Raw genomic sequence first — 15175 nt, 5'->3', positions numbered from 1 at the left:
CCGTGATTCTGTGTATTGAAACAGCTACCACAAATTGTTCGGTAGCGCTGGAAAATAAAGGGAAGTTGCTGGCTTTGAAAGAAGATTACAGCAATAATTATTCGCATGCCGAAAGGTTACACCTTTTTATCGAAGAGATTCTTCGGGAAAATGAGGTAGACGCGCGCGATCTGGATGCCATTGCCGTAAGTAAAGGTCCGGGTTCCTATACGGGCCTTAGAATTGGAGTTTCGGCCGCTAAAGGGCTCTGCTTTGCCCTGGAGCTGCCGTTGATCTCTATTCCTACCCTAAGGTCCTTGGCTTTGCAGGTAAAACAGGAAAAAGACGGCTTCATTATTCCCCTTTTAGACGCCCGAAGAATGGAAGTCTATACCGCCGGGTTTACCGCCGATTACCGAAAAGTTTTTGACACCCGCGCACAGATCCTTGCTCCCGATTCTTTTTCGAAGTACCTGGAGAATGCTGCTGTTACTTTTATAGGAAGTGGAGTCGAAAAATTCAGCAAGATTTGTGAACATCCCAATGCTACTTTTATTAAAGGTAAATTACCATCAGCTTCAAAGATGGTATCACTTGCTTCAGAAAAATTTCAGAAACAAAAGTTTGAAGATGTAGCTTACTTTGAGCCGTACTATCTCAAAGACTTCATGGCAGGATAGGTTCAAAATTTACTGTTGAAGGTTTATGGTTTGTAGTTTAAAGAAAAAAAATTCTAAACTACAAACCATAAACTTAAGGACCGCAAGTCTCTCCTATAAACTACTCTGCTCTTCCTTACTGTGGTTGAAAAAATGCACATCGCGCTGTGGGAATGGTATGGAGATTCCTGCCGCTTCAAGTCGTGTTTTTGCCTCTTCAATAGTATACCAGTGACGGTCCCAAAAAACGTCATTTTTGGCCCAGAACCTCACCGAAAGATTTACAGCACTGTCGGCTAGCTCGGTCACTACTACTGCCGGGGCAGGATCTTCAAGAATGTCTTCCTGTTCTTTAAGTAAGTCCATGAGAACATCTTTGGCCAGTTTTATGTTGCTGTCGTAGGAGATGCCTATAGTAATAGCGTCCCTTCTTTTATCTTCGGCCGAATAATTGATAATGTTCTCATTGGAAAGTTCCCCATTGGGAATAATAGCCAGTTGATTGCCAAAGGTGTTGAGCTTTGTGTAGAACATGGAAATATCCTTCACACTTCCAGAAATGCCGTTGACTTCAATCCAGTCGCCCAATCTGAAGGGTTTTAACAACAGTATCAAAACTCCGCCTGCGAAATTGGAAAGTGATCCCTGCAGTGCAAGACCTATAGCCAAACCTGCGGCCCCTAAAATGGCAATAAATGAGGTGGTTTCTATGCCCAGCATACCTACCACACTTATTAATAAAAGAACCAGCAGTATACCATTGGCAAGGTTGAGCAGGAATTTTACAAGTGCAGGATCGTGATTGCTTTTCTGAAAAATTCTTTTTAGGTAGCGAATAACTATTTTTATAAGCCACCATCCAATAACGAGCCAGAGTAAGGCACCGAGTAAATCGGGTAAAAAAGCAATAAATTTTTCAAGGTATTCTTTTGATATGCTCTTAAGATTGGTAATTTCTTCCATTTAAAAAACTATTTGCTGCAAAGGTGAAAGAATCAGCCATTTTATTGCGTATAGGGAATGTTAAAATACTGCAAAGAAAATCGCTCCAGGTCATCTTAAACAAAGAAGCTGCCTTAAAAGCCTTTTTTGTCTACCTATTCATTTAGGTTCTATGACTTCTGAAAAAAATCAGAGGTATAAGATTCTGAAATAACTTCAGAATGACATTTTTAGCTTTTAAGACAGCTTCAGTTAACTAATTAAACCAGACCTTTCTTAGGCCTCTACTTCAAAAGTGATCTTCACGATCACCCGGTAGTCTGTAATACTATCACCTTTAACATTGGCGTTTTGTTCTTTTACGTAAACAGATTTTATATTCTTTACAGATTTTGATGCAGTTTTAACTGCATTTTTTACAGCTTCTTCCCAACTCTTTTCAGAGTTTGCCATAATTTCAATTACTTTCATTACCGCCATAATTTTTTCTTTTTTGGTTAATAATTTATTTTAAACTGCTGATTATTAATATACAAAAACTTCATGGAGCTTTTAGTAAGGAATTGTTAAACCTTGTGACGTTTGGTATTAAGCAGAAGCGAATAAGGCCTTTATTTAAATTATCCCTATTTTGCAGTAGCTAAACCTGCTTTTTTTAGAATGGAAGATATTTATATCGTAATGCTGGTCGCCTTATTTGCCCTTGCAGTGACCGATCTGGTTGTTGGAGTGAGTAACGATGCAATTAACTTCTTAAGTTCGGCTATTGGGTCACGGGCATTTCCCATGAAAACCATTCTTATCGTGGCAAGTGTGGGCGTTGGAGTGGGGGCTATTTTTTCAAGCGGAATAATGGAGGTAGCGCGTAAGGGTATCTTCATGCCCGGGCAGTTCTACTTCGAAGAGATCATGATCATTTTTATGGCAGTAATGATCACCGATGTGCTACTGCTCGATTTTTTCAATTCCCTTGGGTTACCTACCTCCACTACTGTATCTATAGTATTTGAACTTTTGGGTGCTGCAGTAAGTGTGGCAGTGATCAAGATCTATAACAGTTCCGGAAATTACGGCGAGATTTTCAGCTACATAAATACCTCTAAAGCGACCGAGATTATCATGGGCATACTTATGGCGGTGGTCATTGCTTTTCTCATAGGGGCTATAGTGCAATATTTTTCGCGCTTAATTTTTTCTTTTCAATTCGAAAGAAAAATCAAGTACGCAGGTGCCATTTTTGGAGGGGTATCGCTTACTGCTATCCTCTACTTCATTTTACTGAAGGGTTTAAAATCTGTGACGTTTATTTCACAGGATTTACTGAACTATCTTGACAATAACACGCTGGTTATTCTGGGAGCAGGGCTGGTGATCTTCACTTTGATATCACAGCTTTTAATGAGTTTGTTCAAAACTCATATTTTAAAGTTTATCATCCTTATTGGAACCTTTTCTCTTGCCCTGGCTTTTGCCGGGAATGATCTGGTGAATTTTATAGGTGTGCCCATTGCAGCCTGGCAGTCTTTTGAATTGTGGCAGGCCGCGTATGCTGCCTCAGGCACTTTGCCGTCGCAGTTTTTAATGAGTGATTTACAGGGGGAGGTCTCAACCCCTGCTTTTCTCTTGCTCGGGGCAGGAGGTGTGATGGTTATTACTCTATGGTTTTCCCGCAAAGCCCGTAATGTTGTTGAAACAGGAGTTAACCTCTCCCGGCAGGGCGAAGTGACCGAAAGATTTGATCCTAATTTTCTTTCCCGCGCAATTGTTCGGTATTCAGTATTACTCGGCAATGCGATTGGAGCTATAACCCCAAAAGCCGTAAGTCAAAAAATTGATGAAAAATTTCAGAAACCCGGTGCCTTTACACGTGATTCTGAAGAAACACCGGCATTTGACCTGGTACGTGCCTCGGTAAATCTTGTGGTTGCGAGTATTTTGATCTCCATAGGAACGAGTCTTAAACTGCCACTTTCCACTACCTATGTGACCTTCATGGTAGCTATGGGGACTTCGCTGGCCGACCGGGCCTGGGATAGGGAAAGTGCTGTATATCGCGTAGCCGGCGTAGTGAATGTTGTTGGTGGCTGGTTTGTAACCGCATTAGTGGCTTTCTCGGCTGCCGCTATTTTTGCCGCTATTATTTACTTTGGAGGGATTATAGCCATTACCATTCTTATTATTCTGGCCATCTTCAGTATTGCCCGCAGCTTTGTGCTTCACTCCCGAAAGGAGAAGGAGAAAAAGCGGAAAAAACCTTTCAGAAGAAATGATATCAGCACCATTAATGATATTGTGGTAGAGAGCTCTAAAAACATTTCCAGTATTGTGTGTGGTGTAAATCAAATGTTCTCAAAGACGGTCAAGAACCTTGGTTACTACGATAAGAGCAAGCTTAAAAAGAATAAAAAGTCTATTAAGAAACTGGAATCCGAAATTGACGAACTCAAACGGAATGTTTTCTATTTTATCAAAAGTATTGAGGAAACTTCTCTTGATTCAAACCGCTTTTATATCCTTATTCTAGATTATCTGCAGGATATCGTGCAGTCTATTGGCTACATCACCAGGAACAGTTACAACCATGTAAATAATAACCACAAGAATCTCAAGTTTAATCAAATTCGCGATCTCAAAAGGGTAGACGACAAGATGCAGGCTTTATTTGACGAGATTGAAGACATTTTTGCACATCGTGATTTTGCGCGTATTGATGTGGTGCTGGCAGGTAAACAGGCTTTGCTTAGCGATGTTGGAGAACTTATCGAGAAACAGATCAAAAGGATAAGGACTACCGAAAGCAGCCCGAGAAATTCTGAACTTTACTTCGGATTATTGCTTGAAACACGTGACCTCATTACTTCAACAATGAACTTGCTGGAGCTTTACCGCGAATTCAATATTGCTGTGGAAGCGACCATGTTCTCCACCGGTCTGCCACAAAAAGAACAGGACTAAAAAACACCATTTTTGAGTGTCCTTTAGTCCTGTTGATATATAATGTAGGAAGTTGTGCTTCCTGATATTTTCTAATTATCCATTAATGGCTTCCACACGATCTACCCTGCCCTGTAGCATGTCTTTGAGCATTGTCTCAATACCGTTCTTAAGTGTCATTGTAGAAGAGGGGCAACCGCTACAGGCTCCCTGAAGGATCACTTTTACAAGTTTCTGCTGTTCGTCGTAACTATCAAATAAAATATTGCCGCCGTCACTGGCTACCGCCGGCTTGATGTACTCATCCAGAATAGCAACAATTTCTTTTGAAGTATCATCGAGTTCAACCTTTCTTATAGGGGCTTTTCCTTCAGATTTAACTGCAGAAGGTTGTTCGCTGTCTTCGATCAATACTTCCTTGCCCTGTTCCAGGTACTCTCTCATGTATTCCCTGAGTTCCTGTGTGATCTCTTCCCATTCAGCAATATCATATTTCATGATGGAGAGGTAGTTCTCATCAATAAAAACTTCTTTAACGAAAGGAAAGTGGAATAAAGCCTTTGCTAAAGGAGCATTTTTGGCCTCGTCTATGTTTTTGAACTCCACACTCTGAAGCACCAGTTTCTTATTTGAAACAAACTTCATAACCGTAGGGTTAGGAGTGCTTTCGGCGTATATAGTGACGGGTACTTTTTTAATTTCCTCTTGTGGAGGGGTTACTGCAGTCCCGCCATTGTTGAGGTAGGTTTCAATTTGTTCAGAGATTTCCTGTTGCACATCTTTCCAGTGTACAATGTTGTACTTTTCAATAGCTACAAAATTTTGAGCTATGTATACCTTTTTTACGAAAGGAAGATGGAATAGCTGCTGGGCTAAAGGAGAGCGCCCGGCCTCTTCAATATTATTGAATTCAAAGCTCTCATGTTTGGTCAAAAATACATTTGCCTCAAACTTGACTATTGTTGGCCTGGTGGTAGGCTGAATATCTATGGTGATGTTTTTCATGTCGAAATTTTTGCAAAATTACAATTTTCTGCCCGTTTTACATCGCTTATTTAGAACGATTCAATGTGCTTTTAAAAATCAAGGTAATTGACTTTGAAAGAATTTAAAGGCGCGGGAATAATTTCAGCTAGAATTTTAGGGTCTCCATTGGTGAAAAATTCCGGAATTTGCTGTTGTTCGCTAGTGAGCAGATCAAGGCTTTGAAGAACAACCCGGGTTTGTTTGGCAACGGCCATCCCCGAATCTATGATCTGCACGTGCGGAGGGAGTATTTTTTTGAGGGTGGGAATTAAATAAGGGTAATGGCTACAGCCCAGCACCAAATAATCTATGCCGGCTTGTATCATGGGTTCGAGGAGCTCTGTAAGCATATCATGAACCACACGGGCATCTTTTTGTCCCTGTTCTATTTTTTCTACCAGGCCTTTTCCCACCACTTCAACAATCTTGTTGTCTTTTGAATAAAGATCTGATGCCCTGGCAAAAAGGTTGCTGGAGAGGGTGCCTTTTGTGGCGAGGATACCAATGCACTTGGCGCGGGTTTGCAAGGCAGCTGGCTTTATTGCGGGTTCAATCCCAATGAACGGAATGTTATATGATGTTCTTAAATGGGTGATGGCATTTGTGGTAGCCGTGTTACAGGCCACTACAATTATTTTCGCTCCCATTTCGAGCAGCTTTTCGGTATTCTTAATGCTTAGCCTTACAATTTCTTCAGAAGATTTTTCTCCGTAAGGAGCATTAAAACTGTCGGCTAAATAAATGGTGTGTTCCAGGGGGAGCAGGTGATGGATCTCTTTCCAGATGGAGGTGCCGCCCACACCCGAATCAAATATACCTATTGGTTTGTCTTTGCTCATTCCTGTAAAAATAAAAACTGCGCATCAATGATGCGCAGTTTTTAGAAAATATTTTGGCGGAAATTAAATCCCAAGTTCTTTCTTAACATCAGGCATTAGATCATAACCATCAGCCATAAGAAGACCTGTTCCGGTAGTAGAGTCTAATACATAATCATATCCTTTAGCGCGGGCTACTTTTTGAATTGTAGTACGTGCTTTTTCAAATACAGGCTTAAGAAGCTCTACTTCTTTTTGACGAAGATCCTGCTCGGCAGTTTGACGGTACTCACCAATAGATCTTTGTGTTTGTTGAAGTTCTAAAGCTCTTTTTTGGTTTTCTTCATCTGTCTTTGTTTGAGCTTCAGATTCATATCTTTTCATTGTGCCTTGGGCTTCAGTAACCATCTCTTTAATTTGAGTATCGTAAGTTTTCTGAAGTTTTTCCAATTGGTTCATTGCAGCTTTATAACCTGGCATCTGTTCAATCAATTCTTGTGAAGCGATATGCGCCACTTTTGATTGTGCGTTTGCAAAAGAAGTTGCTCCAAAGATTAAAGCTACAGCTATTAGAAGGGTCTTGAATTGTTTCATGTTTAAAATTGATTATTTAATTGTTGAATTATTTGTTGTACTATTATTGGCTTACTAGTTGTTCCTGATTTCTTCTCTCGCTTTTGCTATAGAATCTTTTTTCCTTTGACGTTCTTTGAGAATGGTCTCCCTGCGTCTTTCGGCTTCTTCCTTTTTGGCATTGCGAATAGAATCTCTTTCTTGTCGTCTCTTTTCAAGAAGGGCTTCTCTTTCCTGCTTTCTCTCCTGTTGCAATTGCTCTCTTTCTGAAAGTACTGCGTCTTCTTCAACAGTCTTTGCCTCCTGTCTTATCAGTTCTCTTTTCTCCTGTCGTGTTTCCAGTTCTTTCCTGTTAGAGGCCCTGGTAATACTTCTTAATACCTGGTCACTCACATCAAGCCGGTCTGCAGCAAAAAGAGTAACTACATCTGCCGATTTATCAAAGATAAGATCATAATTCCGGTTCTTGGCAATTTCCTGTACTGCTACAAAAACCTGGTCCTGTACCGGCTTTACCAGTTGGAGTTTTTGAGTAATAAAATCTCCATTGGGGCCAAATCTCTTTTGTTGATAATCCAGAATTTTTTTCTCTTCAAACTTTATCTCGTCTTCACGGTCTTTGATCAACTCATTGGTCAAAAGTGGCCTTTCATTAGCGAGATCCTGTTTCATCTTGTCAACCCTTTGCAACTCGGTCTCGATCTCGGTCTTCCACTGCTGTACTTTCTTTTCAAGTTGGGCAGAGGCTTCCTGGTATTCGGGAACGTTTTGAAGGATGTATTCCATATCTACATAACCAATTCTCACTGTTTGCTGTGCCTGCACAACAAAACCCGAAACGAGTAAAAAAGTTAGTGTTATAAGAATGGATTTTTTCATAATCAAGGGGTATATAGAAAATACCGTGCCAAATTAAAACTGCTGTCCAATTATAAAGTGGGTCTCCCAACCGTTAGCCTGGGTCTCTCCCGGAAGTGGGTCAAAGCCATATCCAAAGTCTATTCCTAACAATCCGAAGGCCGGCATGAATATCCTGATCCCTGCACCTGCCGAACGATTGATCTGGAAAGGGTTGTAATCTTTGAAATCATCAAAAGATGCTCCGGCTTCCAGGAAGGTAAGCCCATAAATGGACGCTGTTGGTTTTAATGTAATTGGGTATCTTAATTCAAGGGAATATTTGTTGTAAATAGTTGCCCCGTCATTATCTGTAGCGCTGCTCATTACGCCGCGGTCAACCGGGATGAGAGACTGGTTAGGATATCCTCTAAGTGCAATGGCTTCACGGCCATCCATACTATAGGTGCCCATTCCATCTCCACCAAGGTAGAACCTTTCAAAAGGTGGAATACCACGGTCATTATTGTAAGCTCCAAGGAAACCGTATTCGGCGTGGGTTCTTAAAACTAATTTTTCATAGATGTTGGTATACCATGTACCGTTGAATTTGATCTTGTAAAATTCTAACCATTTATATTTCTCCTGGTCAATTTTTCCCTGATCTGGTACAGGATCTTCCCCGTCTCTTAGTGGTCTTCCCTGTCTGTTTATAAGGACTCCGTTTTCATTTTGAAGCTGATATTCTTTTTGATCTCCAAGATTTGCATAATCAATGTCGTTAAACAAAGAATAAGGAGGAGTAAGCTTGGCTATAATTTCAAATTTTGAGCCTCCCATAGGGAAAATAGGGTTGCTGAAGGTGTTGTCTCTTGTAAGGCCAAGGGTGAGGGAGAAGTTATTGGAATAACCATCTCCAAAAGTAAAGAGCCCTGTGTTGTAGTTGCTCAGGTTGTAGTGTTGAAAAGCAACTGCAGTAGAAAGAACAAAAAAGTCATCGGGTACAGTTAGCCTTCTTGCAAGACCTAAAGTGATCCCTGAAATAGAGAACTTTCTGTCTTTATCGGCTTCACGGTTTCTGTAGTCGTAAAAATACTGTTCAGTGTGCTGCAGGGAAGTAGAAAGCCTTACGGGTTTCTTTCCGCCCCACCATGGTTCAGAGAAAGAAAGGCTGTAGGTTTGATAATATGTACTGGCCTGTGCACGTAGAGAAAGTGTTTGTCCATCTCCCATAGGTAATGGTTTGTAGGCATCTTTATCAAAAAGTCCGCTTAGGGAAAAGTTGTTGAAAGAGAGCCCAAGGGTTCCTACAAAGCCTCCGCCACCATATCCTCCCTGTAGTTCTATCTGGCTGGCTCCTGCTTCCACAACAGAATACTCAAGGTCTACAGTTCCGCTGTTCTGGTCTACCTCTTTAAAATCGGGGGTAAGATTTTCAGCATCAAAGAATCCTAGCTGTCCAAGTTCCCGCACTGTTCTTACAACAGCTTCTTTGCTGTACTTGTAGCCGGGTTTGGTTCGCATCTCTCTATAGATTACGTGATCTTTTGTCTTATCATTTCCAATTACGGTAATTTCATCAAAGTAGGCGACTTTACTTTCTCTAATTCTTATCTCAAAATCTATAGTGTCGTTGTAAACTCTAACTTCTACCGGGTTAATATTTGAGAACAGGTACCCGTTATTTTGATACAGGTTGGTAAGGTCGTTTGCGTCAGGTTTTGTGTTATCGGCAATCTGCTTTTCAAGAAGAACACCGTTGTATACATCTCCCTTGCTTATTCCAAGCCTTCTTCGCAATTCCTGATCACTGTAAACTGAATTCCCAACAAATTCAATATCACCAAAGTAGTAACGGTTTCCTTCTTCAAGGTTAATGTTTAGTGTAACGTCGTTCTCATCTACGTGAATTAAACTATCAGAAACAATTCGCGCATCGCGGTAACCTCTTTCTTTATAGATGCTCAATATTTTCTGCTTGTCGGCTTCATATTCTTCCGGAATAAATTTTGAGCGTTTCCAGAACCTAAGGAATTTTTGCTCCTTGGTTTTCTTCATAGCGCGTTTAAGGCGGGCATCAGAAAAAGCTTCATTTCCGGAAATTTCTATGTCTTCAATTTTTACTCTTTCTCCCTTGTCAACATTAACAACCAGGTTTACGGTATTGCGGTTAAGTGTGTCTTCTACGGGAACTGTGTTCATAACTACTTTTGTATTGAGGAATCCTTCCTCTTTAAAAGTGTTTTGAATGTAGTTCTTGGTGGTGGTCAAAAGGTTTTCTGTAACCTTGGTGCCTTTATTAAGCTTATTTTCTTTTATAAACTCTTCCTGTTTCTTTTTCTTAATACCCTGAATCCTCACATTGGCAAGGGCAGGTACTTCCTGGATTTCCAGTTCAAGGTCGGCAACGTTGCCGTCAATATTGGTCACATAGATATTAACATCGCTGAAGGATCCAACATCCCATAATTTTTTAAGGACTTTACTAATACGGTCTCCGGGAATAAATATCTTTTCACCTTTTTTGAGTCCGGTATATGCAATAATGGTCTGTTCGTTAAAGGATACATTCCCTGTAACTTCTATCTCACCTATTGTGTACTCCTGGCCGTTTGCAAGTGGCAGATCCTGTGCTGCTGAAGTAAAATTAAATAAGAGGCCAAGGGCCAAAAGTGCTAATGTAGATTTTGTTTTTAAGGCACTAACTAAGTTGCTCACTTGTTTTTCCAAATCTTCGTTCTCTATTTTGATAATTATAAATGGCTTCAAACAGGTCATCTCTCCTGTAATCTGGCCAAAGTATTTCTGAAAAATATAATTCGGCATAAGCGATTTGCCACAAAAGGAAATTGCTTATGCGTTGTTCTCCGCTTGTTCTTATTACCAGATCAACATCTGGAAGGTTGCGGGTGTAAAGATGCTTATTTATAACCGATTCATCAATATCTTTAGAGAAAATCTCGCCTGCAGATACTTTTTCGGAAATTTCTTTCACCATAGAGGTAAGCTCTTCCCGCGAACCATAACTAAGGGCCAGCGTGAGGATCATTTTCTTGTTACCTGATGTTTTTTCAATGACCTCCTGTAGCTCTCTATGGGCTTTAGTGGGTAAATTGTCAAGGCAGCCTATGGCGTTGAGGGAGATGTCGTTGTCCTGAAGTGTCTTAATCTCTTTCTTAAGAGAGGAGACCAGCAGCTTCATAAGCGTATCTACTTCAATTTTTGGCCTGTTCCAGTTTTCAGTAGAAAAAGCATACAGGGTGAGGTTTTTTACGCCAATTTCGGCACAGCCTTCCACTACTTCCCTAACGGCCTTGGTACCTTTTTCATGACCCTTAACACGCATTAACCCCTGCTTTTTTGCCCACCTGCCGTTGCCATCCATAATAATGGCAATGTGTTGGGGTAATTTTGAAGGATCAATATTTTCTTTAAAGTTCATATTAATATTTGTTGAAGCAACCCGACCCTCTTCCGAAATTAAATGTGAAGTAGATGCCCGTAAACACATACCAGTCGGTGGTGTTTCGGTTTCCAAAATCGTACAGCCGATAATCGCTTTCTACTTCAGATGGTTGGCTGCCGTCCAGGTTATCGGTGAATGTGTAGCGGGCGCCTATTTCTATTCCCGCAGAAAGAAAATTGGTAAGCGTTTGTTTGTACCCCATCACAATAGGCAGGGAGAACTCCCAGTTATTTCCTGCTTCCTGCAGCTCATTTAGTGCCGGGTTTGTATATGCTTCGTTCTTTAGCATAAAATGTTTGGCAAAATAGTAGCTAATGCCGGTGTAAAGATAAGGAGTTGATTGGTATGTATTAGAATGCAGGTCCCAATTCCAGAAAGTAAATTCAATTCCCAACGAGGCTTCGGCAATATTATTGAAAAAAGAATAGCCTCTGTCATTTCGGCGGCCTTCATTAGACAGGGCGTCATCGGCTTCGAGCTGGGCATAAAGTAAAGAAAACCTAAAAGAGTGCCGGTCGCTGCGGTTCCATTTTACAAGCCCTCCAAAAACCGGGGCATTAGGATTGATATAGGTAGTATTACCCACGTCCCCAATATAATTTGCGCCTCCTATAAAAGGGCCCACTTCAAAATTTTGGGAATATGTTTGGATGCCGAAAAGCCCAATCAAAACCATTACAATAAGATACCTCATAGGTCTTCAAAAGTCTGCAAATATAACAATATTGTTTGCCCCACAAATAACAGGTATGGGTTTGTGCCTTAGCAATAACAGTTTAAAGTAGGTTTTATTGTTTTTAATTACGCTTATCTTCTCCCCAAAGTAGTTTTTTTCGAAGGGTTTTTAAGAAGGTGTCACTGGTAAATTCGACTATCTTGATCTTAAAGGGGGCTTTTTTTATGGTAACTGTAGTGTTGTTTTTTAAGGTGGCTAATCTTGAATCCATTGAGACCAGGTAATCATCGGCCCGTCCCGAAACTCTCAGGGTTATCCTGGTATTGTCTTTTATCACCAGGGGGCGGGCATTTAGGTTATGTGGGGCAATAGGGGTGATCACCAGCGCTTTTGTGGCTGGGGTAATCACCGGGCCGCCACAACTCAGGGAGTAGCCGGTAGAGCCGGTAGGAGTAGAAACTATCAATCCGTCGGCCCAGTAGGCAGTAAGGGGTTCATCATCAAGCCAGGTATCTATCGTGATCATAGATGTACTGTTCTTCCGGCTAACGGCTATTTCGTTGAGCGCAAAATTATTCCCCCGCAGTTCTTCCACTTCAGGATCGGTGATGATGCAAAGCAGGGAGCGTTGCGAAATTTTATATTCCTCTTTAATTAGTCTGGAGATGGTTGTACGAATTTCTTCTTTGTGAACAGTAGCCAGGAATCCAAGCCTTCCGGTGTTAATGCCCATAATGGGAATATCAAGATCCCGTACAAAATTGATAGATTGAAGTATCGTGCCGTCTCCACCCACACTTATAAAAATATCGTACGAATTATCCAGCGCTTTAAAGGTTTTAAAATGCTGAAAATTCTTCTTTATCTCATTGTTTTCATCAATAAGCCTCAGGAAGTTTTCTTCTATTGCAACTTCAATATTTTCAGAATCAAGTACATTGAGAAGTTCTTCAATGTAAATGCCCGAATTAGCGTGATAAAATTGTCCATATATTGCAGCCTTCATCTCTAGATATTTAGATATTTATCCAGATAACGCGAACGGTCCTGCAGGTTAGAAGAAAAAGAATCTTCGGGATGTTGAGAAATTACCTCATAGCCATATCTTCTAAAGGTTTGAAAAATGGCATTTAAAGGAACGCTTCCGGTTTTAAGCGTAATTTGAGTACGGTCATTTTCTGTGCCCGAAACAAATGCTCCTAACACATGGGTACCATTTGATTCTACAATTTGACATATTTCACTAAAGGAGTAGTCTTTAATACCTTTTTCAACCACTATAATGCTGCCGGGATTGTTCAGAAAAGGAGATTCTGTGAATAAATTCATGATGTCCTGAAGTTCGAGATATCCTAAAAACTGGTTGTTCTCATCTAAAACAGGCATTAAGTTGGCGTCATTTTTTGAAAAATTGTGCAACACATCTATCCAGTTGTCTGTATCTCTAACAAAAAATCCTTCCAGGGCATATTGAACTTCTTCAACTGGTTGCTGTGGTTCAAAGATCCTGGCGTCGGCTACGGGAATGCTGCCCATATAGATATCTCCCTGCAATACGGGTAAATGAGAGTAGGCGGATACATCAAAAATTTTCAGCACCTCAGATATTGGGGTGTGAAACTGCGGAATTTTAATTTCATTAAGAATATATGGCTGAATGTTCATTACCCGGGGCTTTTTCTGCAAATTAATCAAAATAAAGTATTTCTTTGCTTATTCAACTTTGTATTTTTGTTGAAAACAGGTGCCAAAAATGACAAAATTAAGCGTTAATATAAATAAGATTGCAACTCTTCGAAACAGTCGGGGAGGAGATGTTCCTAACCTTGTACAGGTGGCAAAAGATGTCCAGCGGTTTGGAGGACAGGGAATCACCGTACATCCACGGCCCGATGAGCGCCATATAAGATACCAGGACGTGTTTGATCTTAAGCCGGTGGTTTCTACGGAATTTAATATCGAAGGAAATCCCGTTCAGAAGTTTATGGATCTTGTGCTAAAAGTGAAGCCCGAGCAGGTTACCCTTGTTCCAGATGCCGAAGAAGCCATAACTTCAAATGCCGGCTGGGATACCATAAAACATCGCGAATATTTAAAGGAGATCATTTCAGAACTTAAAAGTAACGGCATTCGCACGTCCATTTTTGTAGACCCCGACCCAGAGATGGTGAAAGGCGCTGTAGAAACCGGTACCGATCGCATTGAACTTTACACTGAAGAATATGCAAGGCAGTTCGCTAAAGGCAATAAAGACGGGGTAAAGCCTTATAAATTGTGTGCCGAAACGGCCATAGATCTCGGCCTGGGGATAAATGCAGGGCATGATCTTTCTCTGAGTAATGTTGAATACTTTCAGAAGAATGTTCCGGGGCTGCTGGAGGTGTCTATAGGTCACGCTTTGATAGCCGAATCTCTGTACCAGGGAATGGAGTATGTTATTAATCAATATTTAAGTTTGTTAAGAAGCTAATGAAACTACATTCTACAATTCTGGGAGAGGGGCAACCCATATTGATCCTTCACGGATTTTTGGGCATGAGCGATAACTGGAAGACCCTTGGGAATGAATTTTCGGAGGCAGGTTTCCAGGTTCATCTCATTGATCAAAGAAACCACGGTCGTAGCCCCCACAGTGAGGTTTTTAATTATACCGAACTGGCTAAAGACGTCAAAGAATACATTGAAAACTACAGCCTCAAAAATGTCATTTTAATAGGACATTCTATGGGGGGGAAATCGGCCATGACAGCTGCGGCGCTTTTTCCGCACCTCATTGATAAGTTGGTGGTGGTAGACATAGCGCCAAAATATTATGCGCCTCACCATCAGCAAATCCTGGAGGGGTTAAAAGCTGTAGACGATGCCACACTCAACTCACGGGGAGATGCAGATGAGGTGCTTGCCAAACACGTGCCTGAAAAGGCCGTAAGAATGTTTTTGCTGAAAAACCTGTACTGGAAGCAAAAAGAAAGACTTGGCTTAAGGCTTAATCTGGAGGTGCTTACAAAAGAAATTGAAGAGCTGGGGCAAAGCCTGCCCAACGATTATACTTTTACAAAACCCACCCTGTTTATTAAAGGGGAGAGATCAAATTATATTACTTCAGAAGACGAGGGGCTCATAAAAAAGCATTTTCCCAATGCTACGCTCTCGGTAATTTCACGCGCAGGACACTGGGTGCACGCTGAGAATAAGAAAGAATTTTATGAGCAGGTCATGAAATTTCTCTCAATTTAGAAGCTAATTTATTATGCACGCGTAATAA

15 protein-coding genes are annotated in these 15175 nt (G+C 40.9%); 4 read left to right on the top strand and 11 right to left on the bottom strand.

All coding sequences use genetic code 11. The features are described from left to right. The first annotated feature begins 2 nt into the window (after window positions 1-2). Window positions 3-659 (top strand): tRNA (adenosine(37)-N6)-threonylcarbamoyltransferase complex dimerization subunit type 1 TsaB, encoded by a 657-nt coding sequence (gene tsaB / locus VS868_RS05010; protein WP_345599392.1) that lies wholly within the window; start codon window positions 3-5, stop codon window positions 657-659. A 93-nt stretch (window positions 660-752) separates the two neighbouring features. Here tsaB and VS868_RS05005 read toward each other — a convergent pair whose 3' ends face one another. Both VS868_RS05005 and VS868_RS05000 read right to left on the bottom strand, forming a co-directional pair. Then, window positions 753-1601, bottom strand: a complete 849-nt coding sequence (locus tag VS868_RS05005) for a mechanosensitive ion channel domain-containing protein (RefSeq protein WP_345599391.1) — start codon at window positions 1599-1601, stop codon at window positions 753-755. A gap of 255 nt (window positions 1602-1856) precedes the next feature. Further along, window positions 1857-2060, bottom strand: coding sequence for a dodecin family protein (locus VS868_RS05000; protein WP_266068431.1), 204 nt, complete (start codon window positions 2058-2060; stop codon window positions 1857-1859). A 180-nt stretch (window positions 2061-2240) separates the two neighbouring features. Between VS868_RS05000 and VS868_RS04995 the strand changes: the two genes are divergently transcribed. After that, a complete protein-coding gene (locus VS868_RS04995; protein WP_345599390.1) occupies window positions 2241-4535 on the top strand; it encodes an inorganic phosphate transporter in 2295 nt (764 codons plus the stop codon). A 75-nt stretch (window positions 4536-4610) separates the two neighbouring features. Here VS868_RS04995 and VS868_RS04990 read toward each other — a convergent pair whose 3' ends face one another. The 9 genes from VS868_RS04990 to VS868_RS04950 all read right to left on the bottom strand — a co-directional run bounded on the left by VS868_RS04990 (window position 4611) and on the right by VS868_RS04950 (window position 13575). Beyond that, window positions 4611-5519 carry a NifU family protein gene (locus VS868_RS04990; protein WP_345599389.1) on the bottom strand — a complete coding sequence of 303 codons (909 nt, stop codon included), beginning with the start codon at window positions 5517-5519 and terminating at the stop codon, window positions 4611-4613. Window positions 5520-5590: 71 nt separating this feature from the next. Further along, window positions 5591-6379: a glutamate racemase gene (gene murI / locus VS868_RS04985; RefSeq protein WP_345599388.1), complete on the bottom strand. Its 789-nt coding sequence runs from the start codon at window positions 6377-6379 to the stop codon at window positions 5591-5593. Window positions 6380-6442: 63 nt separating this feature from the next. Continuing rightward, window positions 6443-6952 carry an OmpH family outer membrane protein gene (locus VS868_RS04980; RefSeq protein WP_265164746.1) on the bottom strand — a complete coding sequence of 170 codons (510 nt, stop codon included), beginning with the start codon at window positions 6950-6952 and terminating at the stop codon, window positions 6443-6445. Window positions 6953-7006: 54 nt separating this feature from the next. After that, window positions 7007-7810 carry an OmpH family outer membrane protein gene (locus VS868_RS04975; RefSeq protein ID WP_345599387.1) on the bottom strand — a complete coding sequence of 268 codons (804 nt, stop codon included), beginning with the start codon at window positions 7808-7810 and terminating at the stop codon, window positions 7007-7009. A gap of 33 nt (window positions 7811-7843) precedes the next feature. Next, window positions 7844-10546 carry an outer membrane protein assembly factor BamA gene (gene bamA / locus VS868_RS04970; protein ID WP_345599819.1) on the bottom strand — a complete coding sequence of 901 codons (2703 nt, stop codon included), beginning with the start codon at window positions 10544-10546 and terminating at the stop codon, window positions 7844-7846. Continuing rightward, window positions 10470-11210 carry an isoprenyl transferase gene (locus VS868_RS04965; RefSeq protein WP_266068436.1) on the bottom strand — a complete coding sequence of 247 codons (741 nt, stop codon included), beginning with the start codon at window positions 11208-11210 and terminating at the stop codon, window positions 10470-10472. Before VS868_RS04965 ends, bamA begins: the two co-directional genes overlap by 77 nt. Window position 11211: 1 nt before the next feature. Next, window positions 11212-11928 carry a DUF6089 family protein gene (locus tag VS868_RS04960; protein ID WP_345599386.1) on the bottom strand — a complete coding sequence of 239 codons (717 nt, stop codon included), beginning with the start codon at window positions 11926-11928 and terminating at the stop codon, window positions 11212-11214. Between the two features lie 103 nt (window positions 11929-12031). After that, window positions 12032-12916 (bottom strand): NAD kinase, encoded by an 885-nt coding sequence (locus tag VS868_RS04955; protein WP_266068438.1) that lies wholly within the window; start codon window positions 12914-12916, stop codon window positions 12032-12034. 2 nt (window positions 12917-12918) lie between these two features. Then, the gene (locus tag VS868_RS04950; RefSeq protein ID WP_266068439.1) at window positions 12919-13575 is read right to left on the bottom strand and encodes a CBS domain-containing protein; all 657 of its coding nucleotides are present in this window, start codon (window positions 13573-13575) and stop codon (window positions 12919-12921) included. Window positions 13576-13663: 88 nt separating this feature from the next. Here VS868_RS04950 and VS868_RS04945 point away from each other — a divergent pair, with 88 nt between their 5' ends. Both VS868_RS04945 and VS868_RS04940 read left to right on the top strand, forming a co-directional pair. Further along, window positions 13664-14380, top strand: coding sequence for a pyridoxine 5'-phosphate synthase (locus VS868_RS04945; RefSeq protein ID WP_345599385.1), 717 nt, complete (start codon window positions 13664-13666; stop codon window positions 14378-14380). Next, complete coding sequence (locus VS868_RS04940; RefSeq protein ID WP_266068441.1) at window positions 14380-15147, top strand: alpha/beta fold hydrolase; 768 nt, start codon at window positions 14380-14382, stop codon at window positions 15145-15147. Before VS868_RS04945 ends, VS868_RS04940 begins: the two co-directional genes overlap by 1 nt. Window positions 15148-15175: the final 28 nt, after the last annotated feature.

Source organism: Salinimicrobium sp. 3283s (assembly GCF_039602225.1).
GTDB classification, from domain to species: Bacteria; Bacteroidota; Bacteroidia; order Flavobacteriales; family Flavobacteriaceae; genus Salinimicrobium; species Salinimicrobium profundisediminis.
The sequence above is the reverse complement of the archived record's forward strand: the minus strand, read 5'-3'. Positions and strand labels throughout refer to the sequence as shown.